This window comes from Methylorubrum subtropicum, from assembly GCF_038442325.1.
Taxonomy (GTDB): Bacteria; Pseudomonadota; Alphaproteobacteria; order Rhizobiales; family Beijerinckiaceae; genus Methylobacterium; species Methylobacterium subtropicum.
Genome location: NZ_JBBXMW010000023.1, coordinates 42,748 through 61,510, shown reverse-complemented (window position 1 = coordinate 61,510; position 18,763 = coordinate 42,748). Strand labels below are relative to the sequence as shown.

The 18,763-nt window shown below is 69.6% G+C and carries 15 protein-coding genes; 3 read left to right on the top strand and 12 right to left on the bottom strand.

All coding sequences use genetic code 11. The features are described 5' to 3' along the window. Positions 1 to 6 precede the first annotated feature (6 nt). The 3 genes from clpA (at position 7) to AAHG03_RS23205 (ending at position 4,729) form a co-directional block, all read left to right on the top strand. Positions 7 to 2,505 (top strand): ATP-dependent Clp protease ATP-binding subunit ClpA, encoded by a 2,499-nt coding sequence (gene clpA / locus AAHG03_RS23215; RefSeq protein WP_342153578.1) that lies wholly within the window; start codon positions 7 to 9, stop codon positions 2,503 to 2,505. Positions 2,506 to 2,703: 198 nt separating this feature from the next. Then, the gene (locus AAHG03_RS23210) at positions 2,704 to 2,976 is read left to right on the top strand and encodes a hypothetical protein (RefSeq protein WP_342153577.1); all 273 of its coding nucleotides are present in this window, start codon (positions 2,704 to 2,706) and stop codon (positions 2,974 to 2,976) included. A gap of 406 nt (positions 2,977 to 3,382) precedes the next feature. After that, positions 3,383 to 4,729, top strand: coding sequence for a calcium-binding protein (locus AAHG03_RS23205; protein WP_342153576.1), 1,347 nt, complete (start codon positions 3,383 to 3,385; stop codon positions 4,727 to 4,729). Positions 4,730 to 4,782: 53 nt separating this feature from the next. On the opposite strand, the gene hemA is transcribed toward AAHG03_RS23205, so the two are convergent. The 12 genes from hemA to bchB all read right to left on the bottom strand — a co-directional run bounded on the left by hemA (position 4,783) and on the right by bchB (position 18,763). After that, a complete protein-coding gene (gene hemA, locus AAHG03_RS23200; protein WP_342153575.1) occupies positions 4,783 to 6,000 on the bottom strand; it encodes a 5-aminolevulinate synthase in 1,218 nt (405 codons plus the stop codon). Positions 6,001 to 6,052: 52 nt separating this feature from the next. After that, on the bottom strand, positions 6,053 to 6,859 hold the full coding sequence (gene puhE, locus AAHG03_RS23195; RefSeq protein WP_342153574.1) for a putative photosynthetic complex assembly protein PuhE: 807 nt from the start codon (positions 6,857 to 6,859) through the stop codon (positions 6,053 to 6,055). A gap of 1 nt (position 6,860) precedes the next feature. Further along, the gene (acsF, locus tag AAHG03_RS23190; protein WP_342153573.1) at positions 6,861 to 7,949 is read right to left on the bottom strand and encodes a magnesium-protoporphyrin IX monomethyl ester (oxidative) cyclase; all 1,089 of its coding nucleotides are present in this window, start codon (positions 7,947 to 7,949) and stop codon (positions 6,861 to 6,863) included. Continuing rightward, the gene (locus AAHG03_RS23185) at positions 7,946 to 8,242 is read right to left on the bottom strand and encodes a hypothetical protein (protein WP_342153572.1); all 297 of its coding nucleotides are present in this window, start codon (positions 8,240 to 8,242) and stop codon (positions 7,946 to 7,948) included. Before AAHG03_RS23185 ends, acsF begins: the two co-directional genes overlap by 4 nt. 13 nt (positions 8,243 to 8,255) lie before the next feature. Continuing rightward, the gene (gene puhC / locus AAHG03_RS23180) at positions 8,256 to 8,741 is read right to left on the bottom strand and encodes a photosynthetic complex assembly protein PuhC (RefSeq protein WP_342153571.1); all 486 of its coding nucleotides are present in this window, start codon (positions 8,739 to 8,741) and stop codon (positions 8,256 to 8,258) included. A gap of 76 nt (positions 8,742 to 8,817) precedes the next feature. Continuing rightward, entirely contained in the window at positions 8,818 to 9,486 is a 669-nt protein-coding gene (gene puhB / locus AAHG03_RS23175) for a photosynthetic complex putative assembly protein PuhB (protein WP_342153570.1), read from the bottom strand. Continuing rightward, on the bottom strand, positions 9,483 to 10,256 hold the full coding sequence (puhA, locus tag AAHG03_RS23170; RefSeq protein ID WP_342153569.1) for a photosynthetic reaction center subunit H: 774 nt from the start codon (positions 10,254 to 10,256) through the stop codon (positions 9,483 to 9,485). Before puhA ends, puhB begins: the two co-directional genes overlap by 4 nt. Before the next feature lie 13 nt (positions 10,257 to 10,269). Beyond that, positions 10,270 to 11,715 carry a BCD family MFS transporter gene (locus AAHG03_RS23165; RefSeq protein ID WP_342153568.1) on the bottom strand — a complete coding sequence of 482 codons (1,446 nt, stop codon included), beginning with the start codon at positions 11,713 to 11,715 and terminating at the stop codon, positions 10,270 to 10,272. Beyond that, positions 11,712 to 12,578 carry a magnesium protoporphyrin IX methyltransferase gene (gene bchM, locus AAHG03_RS23160; RefSeq protein WP_342153567.1) on the bottom strand — a complete coding sequence of 289 codons (867 nt, stop codon included), beginning with the start codon at positions 12,576 to 12,578 and terminating at the stop codon, positions 11,712 to 11,714. Before bchM ends, AAHG03_RS23165 begins: the two co-directional genes overlap by 4 nt. 11 nt (positions 12,579 to 12,589) lie before the next feature. Then, positions 12,590 to 13,483 carry a ferredoxin:protochlorophyllide reductase (ATP-dependent) iron-sulfur ATP-binding protein gene (gene bchL / locus AAHG03_RS23155; RefSeq protein WP_342153566.1) on the bottom strand — a complete coding sequence of 298 codons (894 nt, stop codon included), beginning with the start codon at positions 13,481 to 13,483 and terminating at the stop codon, positions 12,590 to 12,592. Then, positions 13,480 to 17,196: a magnesium chelatase subunit H gene (locus AAHG03_RS23150; protein WP_342153565.1), complete on the bottom strand. Its 3,717-nt coding sequence runs from the start codon at positions 17,194 to 17,196 to the stop codon at positions 13,480 to 13,482. The genes bchL and AAHG03_RS23150 overlap by 4 nt, the downstream gene beginning before the upstream one ends. After that, positions 17,171 to 18,763: a ferredoxin:protochlorophyllide reductase (ATP-dependent) subunit B gene (bchB, locus tag AAHG03_RS23145; RefSeq protein WP_342153564.1), complete on the bottom strand. Its 1,593-nt coding sequence runs from the start codon at positions 18,761 to 18,763 to the stop codon at positions 17,171 to 17,173. Before bchB ends, AAHG03_RS23150 begins: the two co-directional genes overlap by 26 nt.

Sequence of the window (18,763 nt, the reverse complement as noted above, 5' to 3'; positions counted from 1 at the left end):
AGAGCATTGCCCAGCTTCTCACGCAGCCTCGAGCAAGCCCTCCACCGCGCCCTGGCCTTGGCCGGTGAGCGTCGCCACGAATACGCCACCCTCGAACATCTCCTGCTCGCCCTCGTGGACGATCAGGACGCCGCGGCGGTGATGCGGGCCTGCAACGTCGAACTCGACGTGCTGCGCCGCAACCTCGTCGAGTACGTCGACACCGAACTGTCGAACCTCACCGGCGACGGCCGCCAGGACGCCAAGCCCACGGCCGGCTTCCAGCGGGTCATCCAGCGCGCGGTGATCCACGTGCAGTCGTCGGGCCGCGAGGAGGTGACCGGCGCCAACGTGCTGGTCGCGATCTTCGCCGAGCGCGAGAGCCACGCCGCGTACTTCCTGCAGGAGCAGGACATGACGCGCTACGACGCCGTGAACTACATCAGCCACGGCATCGCCAAGCGCCCCGGCGCCTCCGAGACCAAGCCCGTGCGCGGCGCCGAGGACGAGAGCCCGTCCGAGCGCCCGAGCGGCGGCGAGGACGGCGAGGCGCGCCCGAAGAAGAAGGGCGACGCGCTGGAGGCCTACTGCGTCAACCTCAACAAGAAGGCCAAGGACGGCAAGATCGATCCGCTGATCGGCCGCCACTCGGAGGTCGAGCGCACGATCCAGGTGCTGTGCCGCCGCCAGAAGAACAACCCGCTGCTGGTGGGCGACCCCGGCGTCGGAAAAACGGCGATTGCGGAAGGTCTCGCGAGAAAAATCATCCAGAACGACGTGCCCGAAGTCCTGGCGGACGCGACCGTGTTCTCCCTCGACATGGGCACGCTACTCGCCGGCACCCGCTATCGCGGCGACTTCGAGGAGCGCCTCAAGCAGGTGATGAAGGAGATCGAGGCGCACCCCAACGCCATCATGTTCATCGACGAGATCCACACCGTGATCGGTGCGGGCGCGACCTCGGGCGGCGCGATGGACGCCTCGAACCTGCTGAAGCCCGCGCTGGCCTCGGGCTCGCTCCGCTGCATCGGCTCGACCACCTACAAGGAGTACCGCCAGTACTTCGAGAAGGACCGCGCCCTGGTGCGCCGGTTCCAGAAGATCGACGTCAACGAGCCGTCGGTGCCGGACACCATCGAGATCCTGAAGGGGCTGAAGCCCTATTTCGAGGAGTTCCACAAGCTCAAGTACACCACCGATGCGGTCAAAGCTGCCGTTGAGCTATCCGCGAGATACATCAACGACCGCAAGCTGCCCGACAAGGCCATCGACGTGATCGACGAGACCGGCGCCTCGCAGATGCTGGTGCCGGAGGCGCGCCGCAAGCGCACCATCGGCGTCAAGGAGATCGAGGCGACCATCGCGACGATGGCGCGGATTCCGCCCAAGACCGTGTCGAAGGACGACGCGGTGGTGCTCAAGAACCTGACCGAGAACCTGAAGCGCGTCGTCTACGGCCAGACCAACGCCATTGAGGCGCTGACCTCGGCGATCAAGCTGGCCCGCGCCGGCCTGCGCGATCCCGACAAGCCGATCGGTGCCTACCTGTTCGCGGGCCCGACCGGCGTCGGCAAGACGGAAGCGGCGAAGCAGCTCGCCTCGTCGCTCGGCGTCGAGATGCTGCGGTTCGATATGTCCGAGTACATGGAGCGCCACACCGTCTCGCGGCTGATCGGCGCGCCCCCCGGCTATGTCGGCTTCGACCAGGGCGGCCTCCTGACCGACGGGATCGACCAGCACCCGCACTGCGTGCTCCTCCTCGACGAGATCGAGAAGGCGCATCCGGACCTGTTCAACATCCTCTTGCAGGTGATGGACCACGGGAAGCTGACCGACCACAACGGCAAGCAGGTCGATTTCCGCAACGTCATCATCATCATGACGTCGAATGCGGGCGCCTCGGACCTCGCCCGCTCGGCCTACGGCTTCACCCAGAACAAGCGGTCGGGCGACGACGTGGAGGCGATCAACCGGCTGTTCGCGCCGGAATTCCGCAACCGCCTCGACGCGATCATCTCGTTCGGCCACCTGCCGAAGGAGGTCGTGGCCAAGGTCGTGGACAAGTTCGTCCTGCAGCTCGAAGCGCAGCTCGCCGACCGCAACGTCACGATCGAGCTGTCCGACGAGGCGCGCGACTGGCTGGTGGAGAACGGCTACGACGACGCCATGGGCGCCCGCCCCATGGCCCGCCTGATCCAGTCCACCATCAAGACGCCGCTCGCCGACGAGGTGCTGTTCGGCAAGCTGAAGGACGGCGGCGCCGTGCGCGTCGTGCTCCAGCGGCCCGAGGGCGAGGATGCCAAGGTGCTGGCCCGCGGCAAGGGTTCGCTCGGCTTCGAGTTCCCGGCCGGCCCGGTGACGCCGAAGCCCGAGAAGGACGTGACCAACGCGGCCAAGCGCCACAAGCGCTCCAAGCCCCGCTCCGCGCCCCGCAAGAAGGCGACCAAGGGCGACGGCGGCAAGGGCGGCCCCGCGAACGGCGGCGGCGGCGTCCGCACCGTGCCGAAGGTGCCGCTGAAGGTGTGATCCTCAAGCATCGGTCCGAAAGGTGGGAACCGGCTTTCGGACAAAGCCGATGCGGCACAAGAACCGAGAGCATCGTGCCGGATAACGATATCCGGCACGATGCTCTGGCGCCACGGGTTGCCTTCCCGTGCCGCCTTGCGGATATGAGCGGCCTCGCGGCCATGTCGGCGCCGCGGGGTCGAGTGAGATGGGGGACGCATGACGAGCGACGCGCAGGAGGAGCCCCTCAGGCCGGTCGCGACGCCGCCCGCTCCGCCGCCGAAGCCCAAGCTCTCCGCCCGCGAGCAGCGCCGCCGCCGCCGCCGGTCCCGCCACCGCGGCGAGGAGATTCTGGGCTGGATCCTCGTGCCGGTGATCCTGTTCGGAATCTACTGGGGCGTCACCGCCGGCCTGGAGGCCATGGGCACCAGCCCCGGCGTGGTCTGGGACCAGCTGATGCAGGTGAAGGCGGCCCTCGAAAAGAAGATGTGATCCCCGTCCCTCCCCGCCGATGCGCGGGGAGGCCGACCGGCCTGCGATCCCAGCGAAACACGGCACCGGCCATCCCTCGGCGAGGCGATCGAGCGCGAACGCTTGCCTGATTTGCCCGAAGGGTTGTTCGGCGAAAAGCCGAGTTCGATCCGGCTTCCTTTTCCTTTGTCTTGACGCATCCCTTCGTTGATTCGTCGCGCCGTACACTTTGTCGGCGCTCGTCTTTACAACACATCCCCGCAGCGATCCCGCGGCTTTGCACAGTGCCGCCGATTGTTCCAAGTGATCGCGCTATTCAAGCCACGGTGACTTCTCTATAGGTGGGCGGTCGGCGCCGACTCGCATGGGGATATGCCGTCCTCAAAAGAAGCGGGTAGCGCAATTCTCGATTGGGGGCACCGCGATCATGGCAACCTTTACGGCTTATCAGGCCGCCGATTTCACAAACCTGGACATCTACAAGAACATCCGCTCGTCGATCTTCATTCCCGATGCGGCGAATGGCGGAGCCGGGGGTTTCAAGGCGCAGTTCGCCCTGACCTCCTGGGTCCAGATCAAGGGTTTCGGCTTCGTCTACGCCACCACGCCGTTCGGCACCGTGCCCTATCTCGGCACCACGACGGCGACCTCGACCTATATCGACGGCAAGCTGGCCTTCACGGTGACGGGTCTCTCGATCACCCAGGAGCAGGCCGGCCAATACATCACCATGCCGGCCTCCGAGGTGCGCGACATCGTCTTCGGCGGCGCCGACACGCTCATCGGCTCCACGTTCAACGACACGCTCGACGGCTTCGGCGGCGGCGACACGATGAAGGGGGGCGCGGGCAACGACACCTACTTCGTCGATTCGAGCGCCGATACGGTGATCGAAATCGTGGGCGGCGGCAGGCTGGACACCGTCAAGGCACGGGTCAGCTACACCCTGCAGGCCAAGCAGGAGATCGAGGCGCTCTCGGCCGCCGACGCGAAGGGCACGGCCAAACTCGTGCTCACCGGCAACGAGTTCAGGAACACCATCACCGGCAATGCCGGCGACAACCGGATCGACGGCAAGGCGGGCGCCGACGTGATGAATGGGCTCGCCGGCAGCGACACCTACCGCGTCGACAACGCCCTCGATCAGGTGATCGAATCCGTGAAGGACCGCGGCACAGACTCGGTGATCACCACGGTGAGCTACAAGCTCGCCGCCGGCCAGTCGATCGAGAACCTGTCGGCGGACGTCTCGACCCGGCTGACGAACAACGCCAAGATCGACCTGACCGGCAACGAGTTCGCCAACACGATCAAGGGCAACGCCGCGGCCAACGTCATCAACGGCGGCGGGGCGAGCAAGGCGGGCGCGGGCGCCGACATCCTGTTCGGCTTGAGCGGCAAGGACACCTTCGTGTTCGATTCCGCCATCCTGAACGCCAAGGGCGCGGTGATCGCCGGCAACGACGCGCATCTGGCCGATTTCAAGGTGATCGACGACACGATCCAGCTGGCCAAAAGCGTGTTCGCCGGCCTCACCGCCGATGCGAAGGGCGTGCTCGTCGCCGAGCAGTTCAAGGATATCGGCAAGCTCGGCGCCAAGGTCGATGCCAACGACCGGGTGCTCTACGACAGCAAGTCCGGCGCGCTCTACTACGACAAGGACGGCCTCGGCGGGTCCGCGGCGATCAAGTTCGCCACCATCGACACCTTCAAAACCCAGGTCGATACCAAGGGCGTCTCGACGGTCTCGCACCTCGACTTCCTGATCGGCTGAGCCGCGACGCAAGAGAAAGGGGCGGGACGCATCGGGCGCCTCGCCCCCTGTTTTTATTCCGCCGCCTGACGCTGCAGGCCGATGCGGCCCCAGATCGTGCTGAGCGCATCGACCAAGTGGTCGATGTCGGCGTTGGAGTGCAGCGGCGAGGGGGTGATGCGCAGGCGCTCGGTGCCGCGCGGGACGGTCGGGTAGTTGATCGGCTGCACGTAGATGCCGAACTCGTCGAGCAGGCTGTCGCTGATCGCCTTGCACAGCACCGGATCGCCGACCATCACCGGGACGATGTGGCTGCGGTTGGCCAGAACCGGGATGCCGGCGGCGTCCAGCGCCTGGCGCACCCGCGCGACCCGCTCCTGATGCCGGGCGCGCTCGACGCTGCTGCCCTTGAGGTGGCGGATGCTCGCCGCCGCGCCCGCCGCGACCGCGGGCGGCAGCGAGGTGGTGAAGATGAAGCCCGAGGCGAAGCTGCGCACGAAGTCGCACAGGCGCGACGAGCCGGTGATGTAGCCGCCATGGACCGCGAACGCCTTGCCGAGCGTACCCTCGATCACGTCGAGCCGGTGGGCGAGCCCCATCCGCTCGGAGATGCCGCCGCCGCGCGCCCCGTAGAGGCCGACGGCGTGGACCTCGTCGAGATAGGTGAGCGCGCCGTGCGCCTCGGCCACGTCGCAGATCTCGTCGATCGGGGCGATGTCGCCGTCCATCGAATAGACCGACTCGAAGGCGACGAGCTTGGCCCGGCCGGGCTCGATCAGAGACAGCTTGCGGTTCAGGTCCTCGGGATCGTTGTGGCGGAAGATCTGGCGCTCGGCGCGCGAGGAACGGATGCCCTCGATCATCGAGGCATGGTTGCCCTCGTCGGAGAAGATCACGCAGCCGGGCAGCTTCGCGCCGAGCGTGCCGAGCGCCGCCCAGTTCGAGACGTAGCCGGAGGAGAAGATCAGCGCCGCTTCCTTGCCGTGGAGGTCGGCCAGCTCCTGCTCCAGCAGCACGTGGTAGTGGTTGGTGCCGGAGATGTTGCGGGTGCCGCCCGCGCCCGCGCCGCAGCGCTCGATCGCCTCGTGCATGGCGCCGACCACGGCCGGGTGCTGGCCCATGCCGAGATAGTCGTTGGAGCACCACACCGTTACCTCGCGCTCGCCCGCGGGGCTGTGATGGGTGGCGTAGGGGAAGCGCCCGGCCTGCCGCTCCAGATCGGTGAAGACCCGGTAGCGGCCCTCCCGGTGCAGACCGGAGATCTCGCTGTCGAAGAAGGCTTCGTAGTCCATGGCCGTCCTCCCGTGCCCGCGGCTCTCGCGGCCGCCTGAAAACAAGACAAACTCAATCGCGGGGCGTGGCGCCGCCCTCCGGCGCGTCGGCGGCGGGCGCGGCCCGCCCCGGCAGGCTCCAGTTCCACAGGGCCGCCGAGGGCAGCGGCAGCATCAGGAACCAGTGCTCCAGGGTGGCGAGCGCCGCGAGCGTCGCCAGCAGGGTGAGGCCGGTGGCGGCGCCGGCGGCACTATCGGGCGCGAGCGCGCCCTGGATCAGCAGGGCGGTGATCGCGGTGCCGAGGGTCACGGAAACCGGGAACAGCGGGTTCATCGGCCGCCGCGACAGGTAGCAGGCGAGGTAGCCGAGATGGGCCGGCAGGAACTCGGCATGCAGGTTGCGCACGCCGAGGAACAGGTTGAGCCGCGCTGAGGCGTTCATCAGCGTCAGCAGCGCGTAGGTCCACAGCGCGATGCGGTTCTCCTGCCCCCAGGTGAGGCAGAGGATCGCCAAGCCCCCGGCAACAATCGCGAATTCGTGCCACAGGCTGGTGGCGAGCGCCGCGAAGAACCGGTCGAGTCCCCGCACCGAGGGGGCGCAGGCCACCGGGCGCGGGCCGGAGACGAAGCCCATATAATAGCTCATCTCCTGCCAGCCCCAGACGGCGATCGCCGCGCTGAAGCCGAGATAGGCGCCGGTCTCCGAGGGGTCGCCCGCGCTCGCCCGGATCGCCCAGAACGCGCCCGCCAGCCCGACGCTCGCCGCCAGCATCAGCCGGGCATGGTGCGGCCGCGGCCGGTGCTGGAGCACCAGCACCAGACCGGTGGCGGCCCACCACAGCAGGACGGCGAAGAGCGCCGGGGCGGCGAGGTCGCCCATGCTACCAGACCGGCTGGAGGCGGATGTCGGCGGGCATCGCGTGCTCCTTGACCGGCAGCAGGTAGAGCCGGGCGAAGATGCCGGCCGCCCGCAGGGACTGGACGCCGTGCTTCAACTTGCCCGCGACGCCGCCTTGCGCCTTCGCCTCCGAGATCTTCCGGGCGCAGTCGAGCAGCCGGTCGAGCCCGGCCTTGAAGCGCGGATCGTCGATGTCGAGGGTGATCGGGAAGGTCTGCTTCGAGATCTCCGAGGTGATGCGGAAGACCTTGAAGTCGTACTCGCTCGGATCGACGCCGAGCGCCTTGTGGAAGGCCGGGCGGCAATGGTCGCGCACGTACATCGTCGCGTAGACGGCGAGCAGGAAGAAGCGGATCCAGTAGCGGTTGACGCCCGAAGTCAGCTTCGGGTTGGCCCGCATGAGGAGCGCGAAGGCCTCGCCGTGGCGGAACTCGTCGTTGCACCACTTCTCGAACCATTTGAAGATCGGATGGATGCGCCGGTCGGGATTGCGCTCCAGCTCGCGGTAGATGGTGATGTAGCGTGCGTAGCCGATCTTTTCGGAGAGGTAGGTGGCGTAGAAGATGAACTTCGGTTTGAAGAAGGTGTACTTCTTGGCCTTCGTCAGGAATCCCAAGTCCACGCCGATGCCGAAGTCCTTGAGCGTGTCGTTGATGAAGCCGGCGTGGCGCGCCTCGTCGCGGCTCATGAAGCCGAACAGCTCCTTGATGTCCTTGTTCTTGGCGCGCTTCCGCATCTCGGCATAGAGCACGCAGCCCGAGAACTCGGCGGTGATCGAGGAGACGAGGAAGTCCAGGAACTCTTTCCGCAATTCGGGATCGAGATGCGACAGGTCGCAATCGAACTCCTCGTTGCGCGTGAAGTGGCGCTTGTTCGGGTCGGAGCGCAGCTCCTCGATCAGGATGTCCCACTCCTTGCGCACCGGCTCGACGTCGGTGCGGTCGAGTTCGACGAAATCCGTCGTGTAGAAGCGCGGGCTGAGGAAGGTGGTCTCCTGGGCGGCCTTGGTCGATTCGTTGACCGGGTGGCGCGGGACCGGGGTGCCCGCCGGGGGCTGGACGTTGGCGTTCACAGCGACCTCCGTTCGGAAAAGCTCACCTCGTAGAGCTCGGTCAGCTCGAGATGGGCGATCAGCTTGGTCCAGGCGCGCTCCAGGCGGCCGGCGCGGGTGACGGTGGCGGTGCGGCGCACGACGAGGCGCTCGCCGTAGGGCACCTCGGTGGGTGCGTCGTGGACCTGCACCTCGTCGCCGGGCTCGATGTCGAAGCCGGCATCCAGCGTGACGTGGGCGTGCAGGCTCTCGGGCGTCTGCTCGATCTCGACGGTGCAGGGCACCTCGACGATCCGTTTGCCGATCCATGTCATGGACGGCCCTCCCCTATTTCGTTTCATAGCCGGGCAGGAGGCGGGCGAAGGCGGCGGCGTTGGTGGCGCCGAAAGCCTCCAGCGCGACATGGCGCCCGGTGGCCGCATCCTCCAACGCCAGGGTGCCGTTGTCGAATCGTGTGAGCGTGAACGGCTGCTCCGGCCCCAGCCCCTCGCGCTGCCGGGCTTGCGCGAGGCCTCGCAATGTCCCGCGCATAAAACCGCCCTCGCCGGGATTGATGCGGGCGACGAGGCGGTTGTCCTCGGCGCCCATCAGCTCGACCGCGCCGTCCGGCCGGTCCTCGGCCCGGAAGCCGAGGCTCGCGACCGGGCGGCCGGGGGGCAGCTCAGTGAGGCCGACGCCCTCACGCCGCCCGACGAACACCGCGAGCAGCACGATCCCGAGCAGCACGCCCATGCCGATCACGGCGAGCGACTGGGGCGAGCGGCGCGGGGGCGGCGGGCTCGCGGGGCGGCGGACGGGGAGTTCGACCGGCATCGCTCACACTCCTCTAAGCTTCTGTGCCGCATCGGCTTTTTTCCGAAAGCCGGTTCCCACCTTTCGGGCCGATGCTCTAGCCGGCGGCGGCGAGGCGGCCCGGCCGGGATGCCGGGCGCGGACGCTCGGTCGGCGCGGCGGAAATACCTTCCGCGACGCGCGGCCCCTGGGCGGCCAGCGCCCCGGCCAGGATTTCGGCGACCGCGCGGGCGTCCGGCACCGATCGCATCATCGGCTCGGGACGGCTCACGCGCCAGGGCCGGGCATGCGGCCAAAGGTGCAGGTAGGCGATCCGCTCGCCCGGCGGCAGTTGCAGCGGGATGTCGCCGCTGCCGTCGGAGAACAGGTGCAGGCCCGCGCCCTCGGTGCGGGCGTGGGGGAGGTTGAGCGTGATCGGCAGGGCGATGCCGACATGCATGACCACGCGCCGGTCAGTGATGGTGTAGACGGTGGTGCGGTGGACGAGCCAGGCCAGCACGGTCAGCAGGGCGATGCCGCCCGCGCCGATCAGCAGCGTCGGCGCGACCACCGTGAGCGCGCTCACCATGCCGCCCTGCGCCGCGGCGGCGATGCCGAACAGCGTCGCGGTGCCGGCAAACCACGCCACGACGGGTCGGACGTGGAAGACCTGAGCCAGCACGCCGCGCCAGGTCGGGGCGCCGCGCCACAGGATGCGCTCGCCTTTGGGGAGCGGGCCGGGCATCCCGCGCAGGGTGCCCTCGGGGAGGAAATCCGACTCGCTCACAGCAGCGGCTCCGCGCGGGCCGGCGTGGCGTAGAGGGTGCCGGCGCCGAAATAGGCCATGATCCGCTCCTCTTCGAGCAGGGTCACCGAATCCGGGTCCTTGTGGCCGGGGATGTCGGCGAATTGCGCCGCCAGCAGCGCCTCGGTCGTGACCGTCTTGGTGAACAGGCTGGTCGAGCAGAAGGTCGAGGGCATCAGCACCCGGCGCCCGCCCGCGCCGAGTTCGACCTCGTAGTAGCGCACGAACGACTCGCCGCGATCGACCCAGAGGTCGGTGACGGTGCCGGCGACGTTGCGGTCGGCGCCCAGCACCGACATGCCGATCGGATTCGGGCCGGCCTCGTGCACGACGAAGGTGTCGGCGACGCGCAAGGGGACGATGCGGTAATGGCCCTCCCAGGTGCGGTCGTGCTCGTCGTGGCGCGGGGTCCACGAGCCGGGCCCGACCCCGGCCTGGAGCGACCGGTCGGTGCGGACATACGGGGCGCCGGGCCAGGGCTCGAGCTTGGCCGCCGGGATGCCGGTCTCGTAGGCGACGTTGGTCTGCGGCGCGTACTGGGTGTGGCCGCTCGACAGGTGGAACGCCTTCGGCGTCGGGATCAGCACCGGATCGTAGGCCTTGAGGCGGCCGGCGGCCTCGTTCTCGAGGGGATAGCCCTCGCGGCGATCCTCGCGGCGCAGGTAGAACACCAACCCAGCGAAGAAGAGGAAGAACGCGTAGAGCGTGACCTGCGCCACGTCGATGTAACCGGTGATCTCGCCTCTGGGCATGACGCGCCTCCGATCAGGTGGGACGGTTGACGAGGGGGTCGAAGGTGCGCGCGCGTCCCTCGTCAGGGCGCGCGGCCTCAGCCGAATCGAAGCGGACCAGCGGGCCGATCGCCACCAGGGTGGCGAAGAGCAGCGCGATCTCGACGTGGTAGACGATGAGGTAGCCGATGGCCGGCTCGTTCATGCCCTCGCCGAGCACGCCCGATTGCGCCACCGCGGCGCCGACATCGCGCAGGATGCCGCTCGCGGCGATGGCGAGGCCGGCCGCGGTCGCCTGCACGGCGCCCCAGGCGCCGAGCGCGAGGCCGGTGTCGTCCGGGCCGGCCTTGGCCATGGAGGCGGTGAGCGTGCCGTGGGCGAACAGGCCGCCGCCGATGCCGATCAGCGTCACGCCCGCGGCGAACAGCCGGGCGGATGCCAGGGGTGCTGCGAAGACCACCGCCGAGAAGGCGAGGATGCCGATGACCGAGCCCACCGCCGCGACGCGGTAGGGATCGCCGCCGCGGGCGAGCCAGCGCGCCGCCGCGACGAGCCCGAGCCCGCCGCCCGCCGCGAGCATCGCGGTGAGCGCCGTGGTCTGGCCGACGCTGAGGTTCAGGATCTGGCCGCCATAGGGTTCGAGCAGGATGTCCTGCATCGAGAAGCCCGCCGTGCCGAGCCCGATGGCGACGAGGCGCCGCCGCGCGGTCGGCTCGCCGGCATAGCCTTGCCAGGATTCGGCGAAGGTGGGGCGGGGGGCGTCGCGGGCGGTGCGGGCCGCGTTGCGCGGCTCCTGCTTCCACAGGGCGATGCCGTTGAGGACGATGGTGACGAGCGCCGCGCCCTGGATCACCTGGATCAGCCGGATGGCGGAGAAGTTGGCGAGCGCCAACCCGAACAGCAGCGCGCTGCCCATCATGCCCACCAGCAGCATGGCGCAGAGCAGCGCCACCACCTTCGGGCGGGCGTGCGCCGGGGCGAGATCCGTGGCGAGCGCGAGGCCGACGGTCTGCGTGGTGTGGAGGCCCGCACCCACGAGCAGGAAGGCCAGCGCGGCAGCGACATGCCCGACCCAGGCCGGGCCGGTGGTGTCACCCGACAGGATCAGCAGGGCGAACGGCATGATCGCCAGCCCGCCGAACTGCAGCAGCGTGCCGAACCAGATATAGGGCACGCGCCGCCAGCCCAGCACCGAGCGGTGCGTGTCGGAGCGGAAGCCCACGAGCGCGCGTAAGGGCGCGAACAGCAGCGGCAGAGACAGCATCACCGCCACGATCCAGGCCGGAACCTGCAGCTCGACGATCATGACGCGGTTGAGCGTGCCGATCAGCAGCACGGCGGCCATGCCGACCGTGACCTGAAACAGCGACAGCCGCATCAGCCGCCCGAGCGGCAGCTCCTTCGTCGCGGCATCGGCGAAGGGGAGGATCGCCGGGCCGAGCCGCAGGAGGGCCTGGGTGAGGGTGAGGCCGGTTTTCACGGTTTGAGCCCTCCCCCCTCTGCGGGGGAGGGTGGCCCCCGAAGGGGGTCGGGAGAGGGGAACGACGCTTCCGAGGATTTCGCGTCGGTGGCGGCCAAGCGGAAGCGTTGCTCCCCTCTCCCGCCCGCTCCGCGGGCACCCTCCCCCGCGGAGGGGGGAGGGTTTTGGGGGGCGCGCCTCAGCTCGATCGCGTTGGAGAGATAGAAGCCGCTGTTGATCCGCCGCGTCCGTCCGACCTTGAACCGCTCAAGCGCCGGCTCGCGACCGATCCGGCGACGCAGGCCAGATTCGGTGATCGGGACGATGGCGGGCGCCCGGTCGGCTTTCGGAAAGAACTTTCCGGCGGCGTGCATCAGCGTCAGCAGCGCGGTGCGGGGCGCCACGGTGAAGACGACGCTGCCGTCGGTGCGGGCGGAGAGTTCGGCCAAGGCGCGGACGATGTCGGCGGCTTGGTAGTGGATCAGCGAATCCATCGCGACGACGTGGTCGAAGCGGCCGAGGCGCGCGTCGAGCATGTCGCCGACCCGGAAATCGATGGAGCCGGGGCCGGCGATCTCCGGCAGGCGCTCGCGGGCGAGCCCGATGAGCGTCGGCGAGACGTCGATGGCCGTCACCGTGGCGCCGCGGCGGGCAGCTTCGACGGCGAGCGCGCCGGTGCCGCAGCCGGCGTCGAGCAGGCGAAGCCCCCTCATGTCGGCGGGAAGCCAATCGAGCAGGGTCGAGCGCATGGCGTCGCGCCCGGCCCGCACCGTGGCGCGAATCTTCGAGACCGGCGCGTCGGAGGTGAGGCGCGACCACGCCTCGACCGCAGTGCGATCGAAATAGGTCTCGAGCTGGGATCGGCGGGTGGCGTAGCTGCTCATCGCGGGACCGATCAATCGAAGCCGAGGAATTCGAACAGGTCGCGGTCCTTCATCGGCAACGCCTCGCAGGGGTCGGCGCCGGACCACAGCGTCTCGGCGAGCCGCATGTACTCGTCGGTGACGGCCCGCAGCTCCGGCGAGTCCTCCATCTCGAACAGCGTCGACTTCTTCAGGCGCGAGCGGCGCACCACGTCGAGATCGGGGAAGTGGGCGAGGCGGCGCAGGCCCACCGCATCGTTGAAGCGGTCGATCTCGTCGGTCTTGGCCGAGCGGTTGGCGATGACGCCCCCGAGGCGCACGCCGTAGTTCTTCGACTTCGCGTGGATCGCCGCGACGATGCGGTTCATCGCGAAGATCGAATCGAAGTCGTTGGCGGTGACGATCAGCGCGCGGTCGGCGTGCTGGAGCGGCGAGGCGAAGCCGCCGCAGACCACGTCGCCGAGCACGTCGAACACGACGACGTCGGTGTCCTCCAGCAGGTGGTGCTCCTTCAGGAGCTTCACCGTCTGGCCGACGACGTAGCCGCCGCAGCCGGTGCCGGCCGGCGGACCGCCGGCCTCGACGCACATCACGCCGTTGTAGCCCTCGACCACGTAATCCTCGGGCCGCAGTTCCTCGGAGTGGAAGTTCACCGATTCGAGCGCGTCGATGACGGTCGGCGCGAGGCGCTTCGTCAGGGTGAAGGTCGAATCGTGCTTCGGATCGCAGCCGATCTGCAGGACGCGCTTGCCCAGCTTCGAGAAGGCGACCGAGAGGTTCGACGAGGTCGTGGACTTGCCGATGCCGCCCTTGCCGTAGACGGCGAAGACCTTCGCGGTCTCGATCTTGTCGGTCGGGTCGAGGGCGACCTGGACGCTGCCCTCCTCGCGGCGCAGCGGCACAGGGTTCCGGATGGCGATGTTCATGCCGCGACTCCTGCGGTGATTCCGGGTGTCACGCCCTCGAGCCGGTCTTCCAGCTCCTCCTCGGCGCGGTCGAGCGCGTCGCGGGTGGCGGCGTCGGGGGTCCAGAAGCCCCGGCGATGGGCTTCGATCAGGCGGCTCGCGACCTTGGCGCAGGCCGTGGGATTCAGGGCCGCCATGCGCTCGCGCATGGCCGGGTCGAGCACGTAGGTCTCGGTGATGCGCTCGTAGATCCAGGGCTGGACCGCGCCGGCGGTGGCCGACCAGCCGACCGTGTTGGTCAGGGTCGCCTCGATCTGGCGCACGCCCTCGTAGCCGTGGCCGAGCAGGCCCTCGTACCATTTCGGGTTGAGCATGCGGGTGCGCGTTTCCAGCGCCACCTGCTCGTCGAGGGAGCGCACCCGGCCCTCGCCCCGCGTCTGGTCGCTAATATAGACCGGCACCGCCGTGCCGCGGGCGCGGGCCACCGCACGGCTGACGCCGCCGAGACCGTCGAAGTAGTGATCGACGCTCGTCACGCCGAGTTCGACCGAATCGAGGTTCTGGTAGGCGAGATCGACCTTGGCGAGGACCGCGCGCATCAGCTCGCGCTGCGGCGCCGGGCGGCCGTTGCGGCCGTAGGCGAAGGATTTGCGCTTCGAGAAGGTCTCGCACAGCTCGTCCGCATCGTCCCAGCGGCCCGACTCGACGAGGTGATTGACGTTGGCGCCGTAAGCGCCCTCGGCATTTGAGAACACGCGGAGCGCCGCCGTCTCCATGTCGCAGCCCTGCTCGGCCTGGATCGCCAGGGCGTGCTTGCGCACGAAGTTTTTGTCTTCCGGCTCGTCGGCCGTCGCCGCGAGATAGCTGGCCTCCGCGAGCAGCTTGGTCTGGAGCGGCAGCAGATCGCGAAAAATGCCGGACAGCGTCACCACCGCGTCGATGCGGGGGCGGCCGAGCGTTTCGAGCGGGATCAGCTCGGCACCGGCGAGCCGCCCGTAGCCGTCGAAGCGCGGGGCGGCACCGACCAGCGCGAGCGCCTGGGCGATCGGGCCGCCCTCGCTCTTGAGGTTGTCGGTACCCCACAGGACGATGGCGACGCTCTCCGGCAGGGGCTGCCCCTCGGAGGTGTAGCGCTCCAGCACGCGGGCGACCTGCCGGGCGCCGTCCGTCACCGCGAAGGCGGAGGGCAGGCGGTAGGGGTCGAAGCCGTGCAGGTTGCGCCCCGTCGGCAGGATCGCCGGGTTGCGCAGCAGGTCGCCGCCCGCCACCGGGGGCACGAAGCGGCCGTCGAGCGCGCGCAGCAGCGCCGGAATCTCGTGGTCGCGCGACAGCTCGCGGTCGATGCGGGCGAGGTCGGCGAAGGCGGAGCGGCCGGTCTCGTCGAGCGGCAGGCCGGCGGCGGTGAGCGCCTCGTTGAAGGCCGCGCCCGCGATCAGCCGCTCGATGCCGACGCGTGCGGGCTTGAGGCCGTGCGAGGCTTCCGCCAGGGCGGTAAGAAGATCGACGCGCTCTTGCGCCGGCATCGCCTCGCCGACGACGTGAAGGCCGTGCGGGATCAGGGTCTGTTCGAGTTCCGCGAGCGCGGCGGCGAGCGTCGCCACGCGGGCCGAAACGTCGCCGTGCCACGCCGGCTCGGCCGCGGTGAGGTCGAGGGCGGCGCCCTGCGACTGGATCACCTCGGCGAGCGTCGCCCGCTCGGCGACGGCCTCGGGCTCCAGGGCGCGCCAGCGCTCGACCGAGGCCTTGAGGTCGATCAGCCCGCGATAGAGGCCCGCGGCGGCGAGACTCGGTGTGAGGTAGCTCACCAGCGTCGCGGCGGAGCGGCGCTTGGCCAGCGTGCCCTCGGACGGGTTGTTGGCGGCGTAAAGGTAGACGTTCGGCATGGCGCCGATCAGCCGCTCGGGCCAGCAACGCTCGGACAGGCCGGTCTGCTTGCCGGGCATGAATTCGAGCGCGCCGTGGGTGCCGAAATGCAGCACCGCGTCGGCGCAAAAATCCTCGCGCAGGTAGCGGTAGAAGGCGCTGAAGGCATGCGTCGGGGCGAAGCCGTGCTCGAACAGCAGCCGCATCGGGTCGCCCTCGTAGCCGAAGGCGGGCTGCACCCCGACGAAGACGTTTCCGAGTTGGACGCCGAGCACGAGGATATCGGCGCCGTTGCTCTGGTGCCGGCCCGGCGCCGGGCCCCATTGGGCCTCGATCTCGGCCAGATGCGGCTCACGGCGAACGTGGTCCTCGGCCGGGATGCGGGCGTGGACGTTGGCCTGCGTGCCGAAGCGGGCGGCGTTGCCGCCGAGAATCTTCTCGCGCAGCGCATCGACGCTATCGGGCACCTCGACGTCGTAGCCGTCGGCGGCCAGGCCCCGCAGGGTGTTGAGGAGCGAGGCGTAGACTGAGAGGAAGGCGGCGGTGCCGGTGGCACCCGCGTTCGGCGGGAAGTTGAACAGCACGATGGCGAGCCGCCGCTCGGCTTTTGCCCTGCGCCGCAACGCCACCATGCGCTCGACCCGCTCGGCCAGACGCGCGGCGCGCTCCGGGTGGACGCGCATGTCGCGGGCGTTGTCGGGGCCCGAAGCCGAGGAGCGGCCGCCGAACACCATCGGCGCGGTGGCGCCGTCGAGTTCGGGGATCGCGACCATCATGGTCGCCTCGACCGGCGAGAGGCCGCGGTCGCCCTCCTGCCACTGCTCGATGGTCTGGAATTCGAGCGCCTGCGCCGCGAGGTAGGGTACGTCGAGCCGGGCCAGCAGGGCTTGGGCGGCCGCCGCGTCGTTGTAGGCAGGGCCGCCGACCAGCGAGAAGCCGGTAAGCGAGACCAGCGCGTCGATGGCGGGCGATCCGTCGCGCATGAAGAAGGCTTCGACCGCCGGGCGGTTGTCGAGGCCGGCGGCAAAAGCCGGCACCACCGAGAGACCGCGGGCTTCGAGCGCGGCAATGACGCCGTCGTAATGCGCGGTGTTCCCGGCCAGCACGTAGGAGCGCATCAACAGCAGGCCGACGCGGCCCTTTGCGCCGGGCACCGTCGGCAGGCGCGAAACCTCCTCGCCGAACCGGCCGGCCATGCGCGGGTGATACAGCCCGGTCTCGGGATAGTGCTGCGGCGCGGGCGCGGCGGCGATCTCGCGCCAGACTGCGCGGGGGCCGGCGGCGTAGCGCTGCACGAGGAAGCGCACGAGGCCCGCCACGTTCTCGTCGGAGCCGGCGAGCCAGTATTGCAGCGTCAGAAAATAGGCCCGCACGTCCTGGGCCGAGCCGGGGATGAAGCGCAGGATCTGCGGGAGCTTGCGCACCAGCGCCATCTGGCGGGCGGCATTGCCCTCGGCCCCCGGCTTGCCGCGCAGTTTCTTCAGGAAATCCAGCGCCGAGCGCTTGGCGCCGCTCATGTCGAAGCGGTTGAGGCGCGTGGTGCGCACCACCTCGGCGGCGGAGAGGCAGCCGACCATGGCGTCGCAATGCGGGCGGCGCGCCAGCAAAGCGGGCAGGATCGCGCGGACGTGGTCGTCGAGGAACAGCATCGCCGAGACGACGATGTCGGCGCGCGCGATCTCCTCGCGGCAGGCGGCCAGCGCGGCCGGATCGGTCTCCCACTCCGCGGCGGCGTGGAAGCTGAGGGTCAGCCCCGGCATGTCCTGCGCGAGGCGCAGGCGTGCCCGCTCCACCGCGCTCGCCAAGTGATTGTCGAGCGTGACGATGGCGATGCGGATGTCGGGCCTAGCGGCCGAAATGCGCTTTGGCATCGTACAGGGTCTCGAGGGTGATGAGCGGAAGCTGCCGCTCGCGGGCGAAACGCTCGGTGTTGGCGCGGGCCTTTCCGCGCACGAAGAACGGGATCTTCTTCAGTTCCTTCTCGGCGTCCGGACTCCAGGGCGCCGTGGTGGGGATGGGCGTGAGCGTGACCTGCGCGGCCTCGACCACGATCGGAGCGGGCGGCGGGGGAGCCTCCGGCATCCGCCCCGCGGCGGCCGGCCCGGCCTGCGTGCGACCGAGATGCGAGGGGGCGGCGCCGTCGTGGAACTCGGGGTCCTCGCGGAACATCCCGAGCAGGTGCTCCTCCAGGCCCATCATCAGCGGATGGACCAGGGTGTCGAACAGGACGTTGGCGCCCTCGAACCCCATCTGCGGCGAGTGGCGGGCCGGGAAGTCCTGCACGTGGACCGGCGCCGAGATCACCGCGCAGGGGATGCCGAGCCGCTTGGCGACGTGGCGCTCCATCTGCGTGCCGAGCACGAGTTCGGGCTGCGCCGCCTGGATCGCGGCCTCCACGTCGAGATAGTCGTCGGCGATGATCGCCTCGATGCCGAGGCTGGCCGCCTCGGCGCGGACCTCGCGGGCGAATTCGCGGCTGTAGGTGCCGAGCCCGACGACGCGGAAACCCAGTTCCTTGGCCGCGACCCGGGCGATGCCGAGCGCGTGGGTGGCGTCGCCGAAGATGAAGACGCGCTTGTCGGTGAGGTAGGTCGAATCGACCGAGCGCGAATACCAGGGCAGCCGCGAGGGCACGCCCGCCAGCACCGGGCCCGGATCGACGCCGGCCATCGCGGCGACCGCCTCGACGAAGCGGGTGGTGGCGCCGACGCCGATGGGCACGATGTCGACGAAGGGCTGGCGAAACGTCTTCTCGAGGTGCTGCGCCGCCGCTCGGGCGATCTCAGGGTAGAGCACGACGTTGAAGTCGGCCTCCCGCAGCCGCCCGAGATCGGCGGGGCTGGCGCCGAGCGGCGCCACCACGTTCACGTCGATCCCGAGCGCTTCGAGAATCTTCCGGATCTCGATCAGGTCGTCGCGGTGGCGGAAGCCGAGCGCGGTCGGACCCAGGATGTTGCAGAGCGGGCGCCGGCCCTCGCGCGGGGCGCGCTCGACGGGCTGGCCCGAGAGCGCGCGCACCAACCGATAAAAGGTCTCGGAGGCGCCCCAGTTCTCCTTCTTCTGGTAAGCCGGCAGCTCCAGCGGGATCACCGGGATCGGCAGGGCCAGCGCCTTGGCGAGCCCGCCCGGATCGTCCTGGATCAGCTCCGCCGTGCAGGAGGCGCCGACGATCATCGCCTGCGGCTGGAAGCGGGCATGCGCCTGCGCCACCGCATCCTTGAACAGCAGGGCGGTGTCGCCGCCGAGGTCGCGCGCCTGGAAGGTGGTGTAGGTGACCGGCGGGCGCTTCTCGCGCCGCTCGATCATGGTGAAGAGCAGGTCGGCATAGGTGTCGCCCTGAGGCGCGTGCAGCACATAGTGCAGCCCCTCCATCGCGGTGGCGACGCGCATGGCGCCGATATGCGGCGGTCCCTCGTAGGTCCAGACGGTGAGTTGCAT

Bases quoted from the DNA above. Each gene is read 5' to 3' on its own strand.
- AAHG03_RS23210 (WP_342153577.1), top strand. From the start codon at position 2,704: ATGACGAGCGACGCGCAGGAGGAGCCCCTCAGGCCGGTCGCGACGCCG.
- AAHG03_RS23205 (WP_342153576.1), top strand. From the start codon at position 3,383: ATGGCAACCTTTACGGCTTATCAGGCCGCCGATTTCACAAACCTGGAC.
- hemA (WP_342153575.1), bottom strand. From the start codon at position 6,000: ATGGACTACGAAGCCTTCTTCGACAGCGAGATCTCCGGTCTGCACCGG.
- puhE (WP_342153574.1), bottom strand. From the start codon at position 6,859: ATGGGCGACCTCGCCGCCCCGGCGCTCTTCGCCGTCCTGCTGTGGTGG.
- AAHG03_RS23185 (WP_342153572.1), bottom strand. From the start codon at position 8,242: ATGACATGGATCGGCAAACGGATCGTCGAGGTGCCCTGCACCGTCGAG.
- puhC (WP_342153571.1), bottom strand. From the start codon at position 8,741: ATGCCGGTCGAACTCCCCGTCCGCCGCCCCGCGAGCCCGCCGCCCCCG.
- puhA (WP_342153569.1), bottom strand. From the start codon at position 10,256: ATGCCCAGAGGCGAGATCACCGGTTACATCGACGTGGCGCAGGTCACG.
- bchM (WP_342153567.1), bottom strand. From the start codon at position 12,578: ATGAGCAGCTACGCCACCCGCCGATCCCAGCTCGAGACCTATTTCGAT.
- bchL (WP_342153566.1), bottom strand. From the start codon at position 13,483: ATGAACATCGCCATCCGGAACCCTGTGCCGCTGCGCCGCGAGGAGGGC.
- AAHG03_RS23150 (WP_342153565.1), bottom strand. From the start codon at position 17,196: ATGCCAAAGCGCATTTCGGCCGCTAGGCCCGACATCCGCATCGCCATC.
- bchB (WP_342153564.1), bottom strand. From the start codon at position 18,763: ATGCAACTCACCGTCTGGACCTACGAGGGACCGCCGCATATCGGCGCC.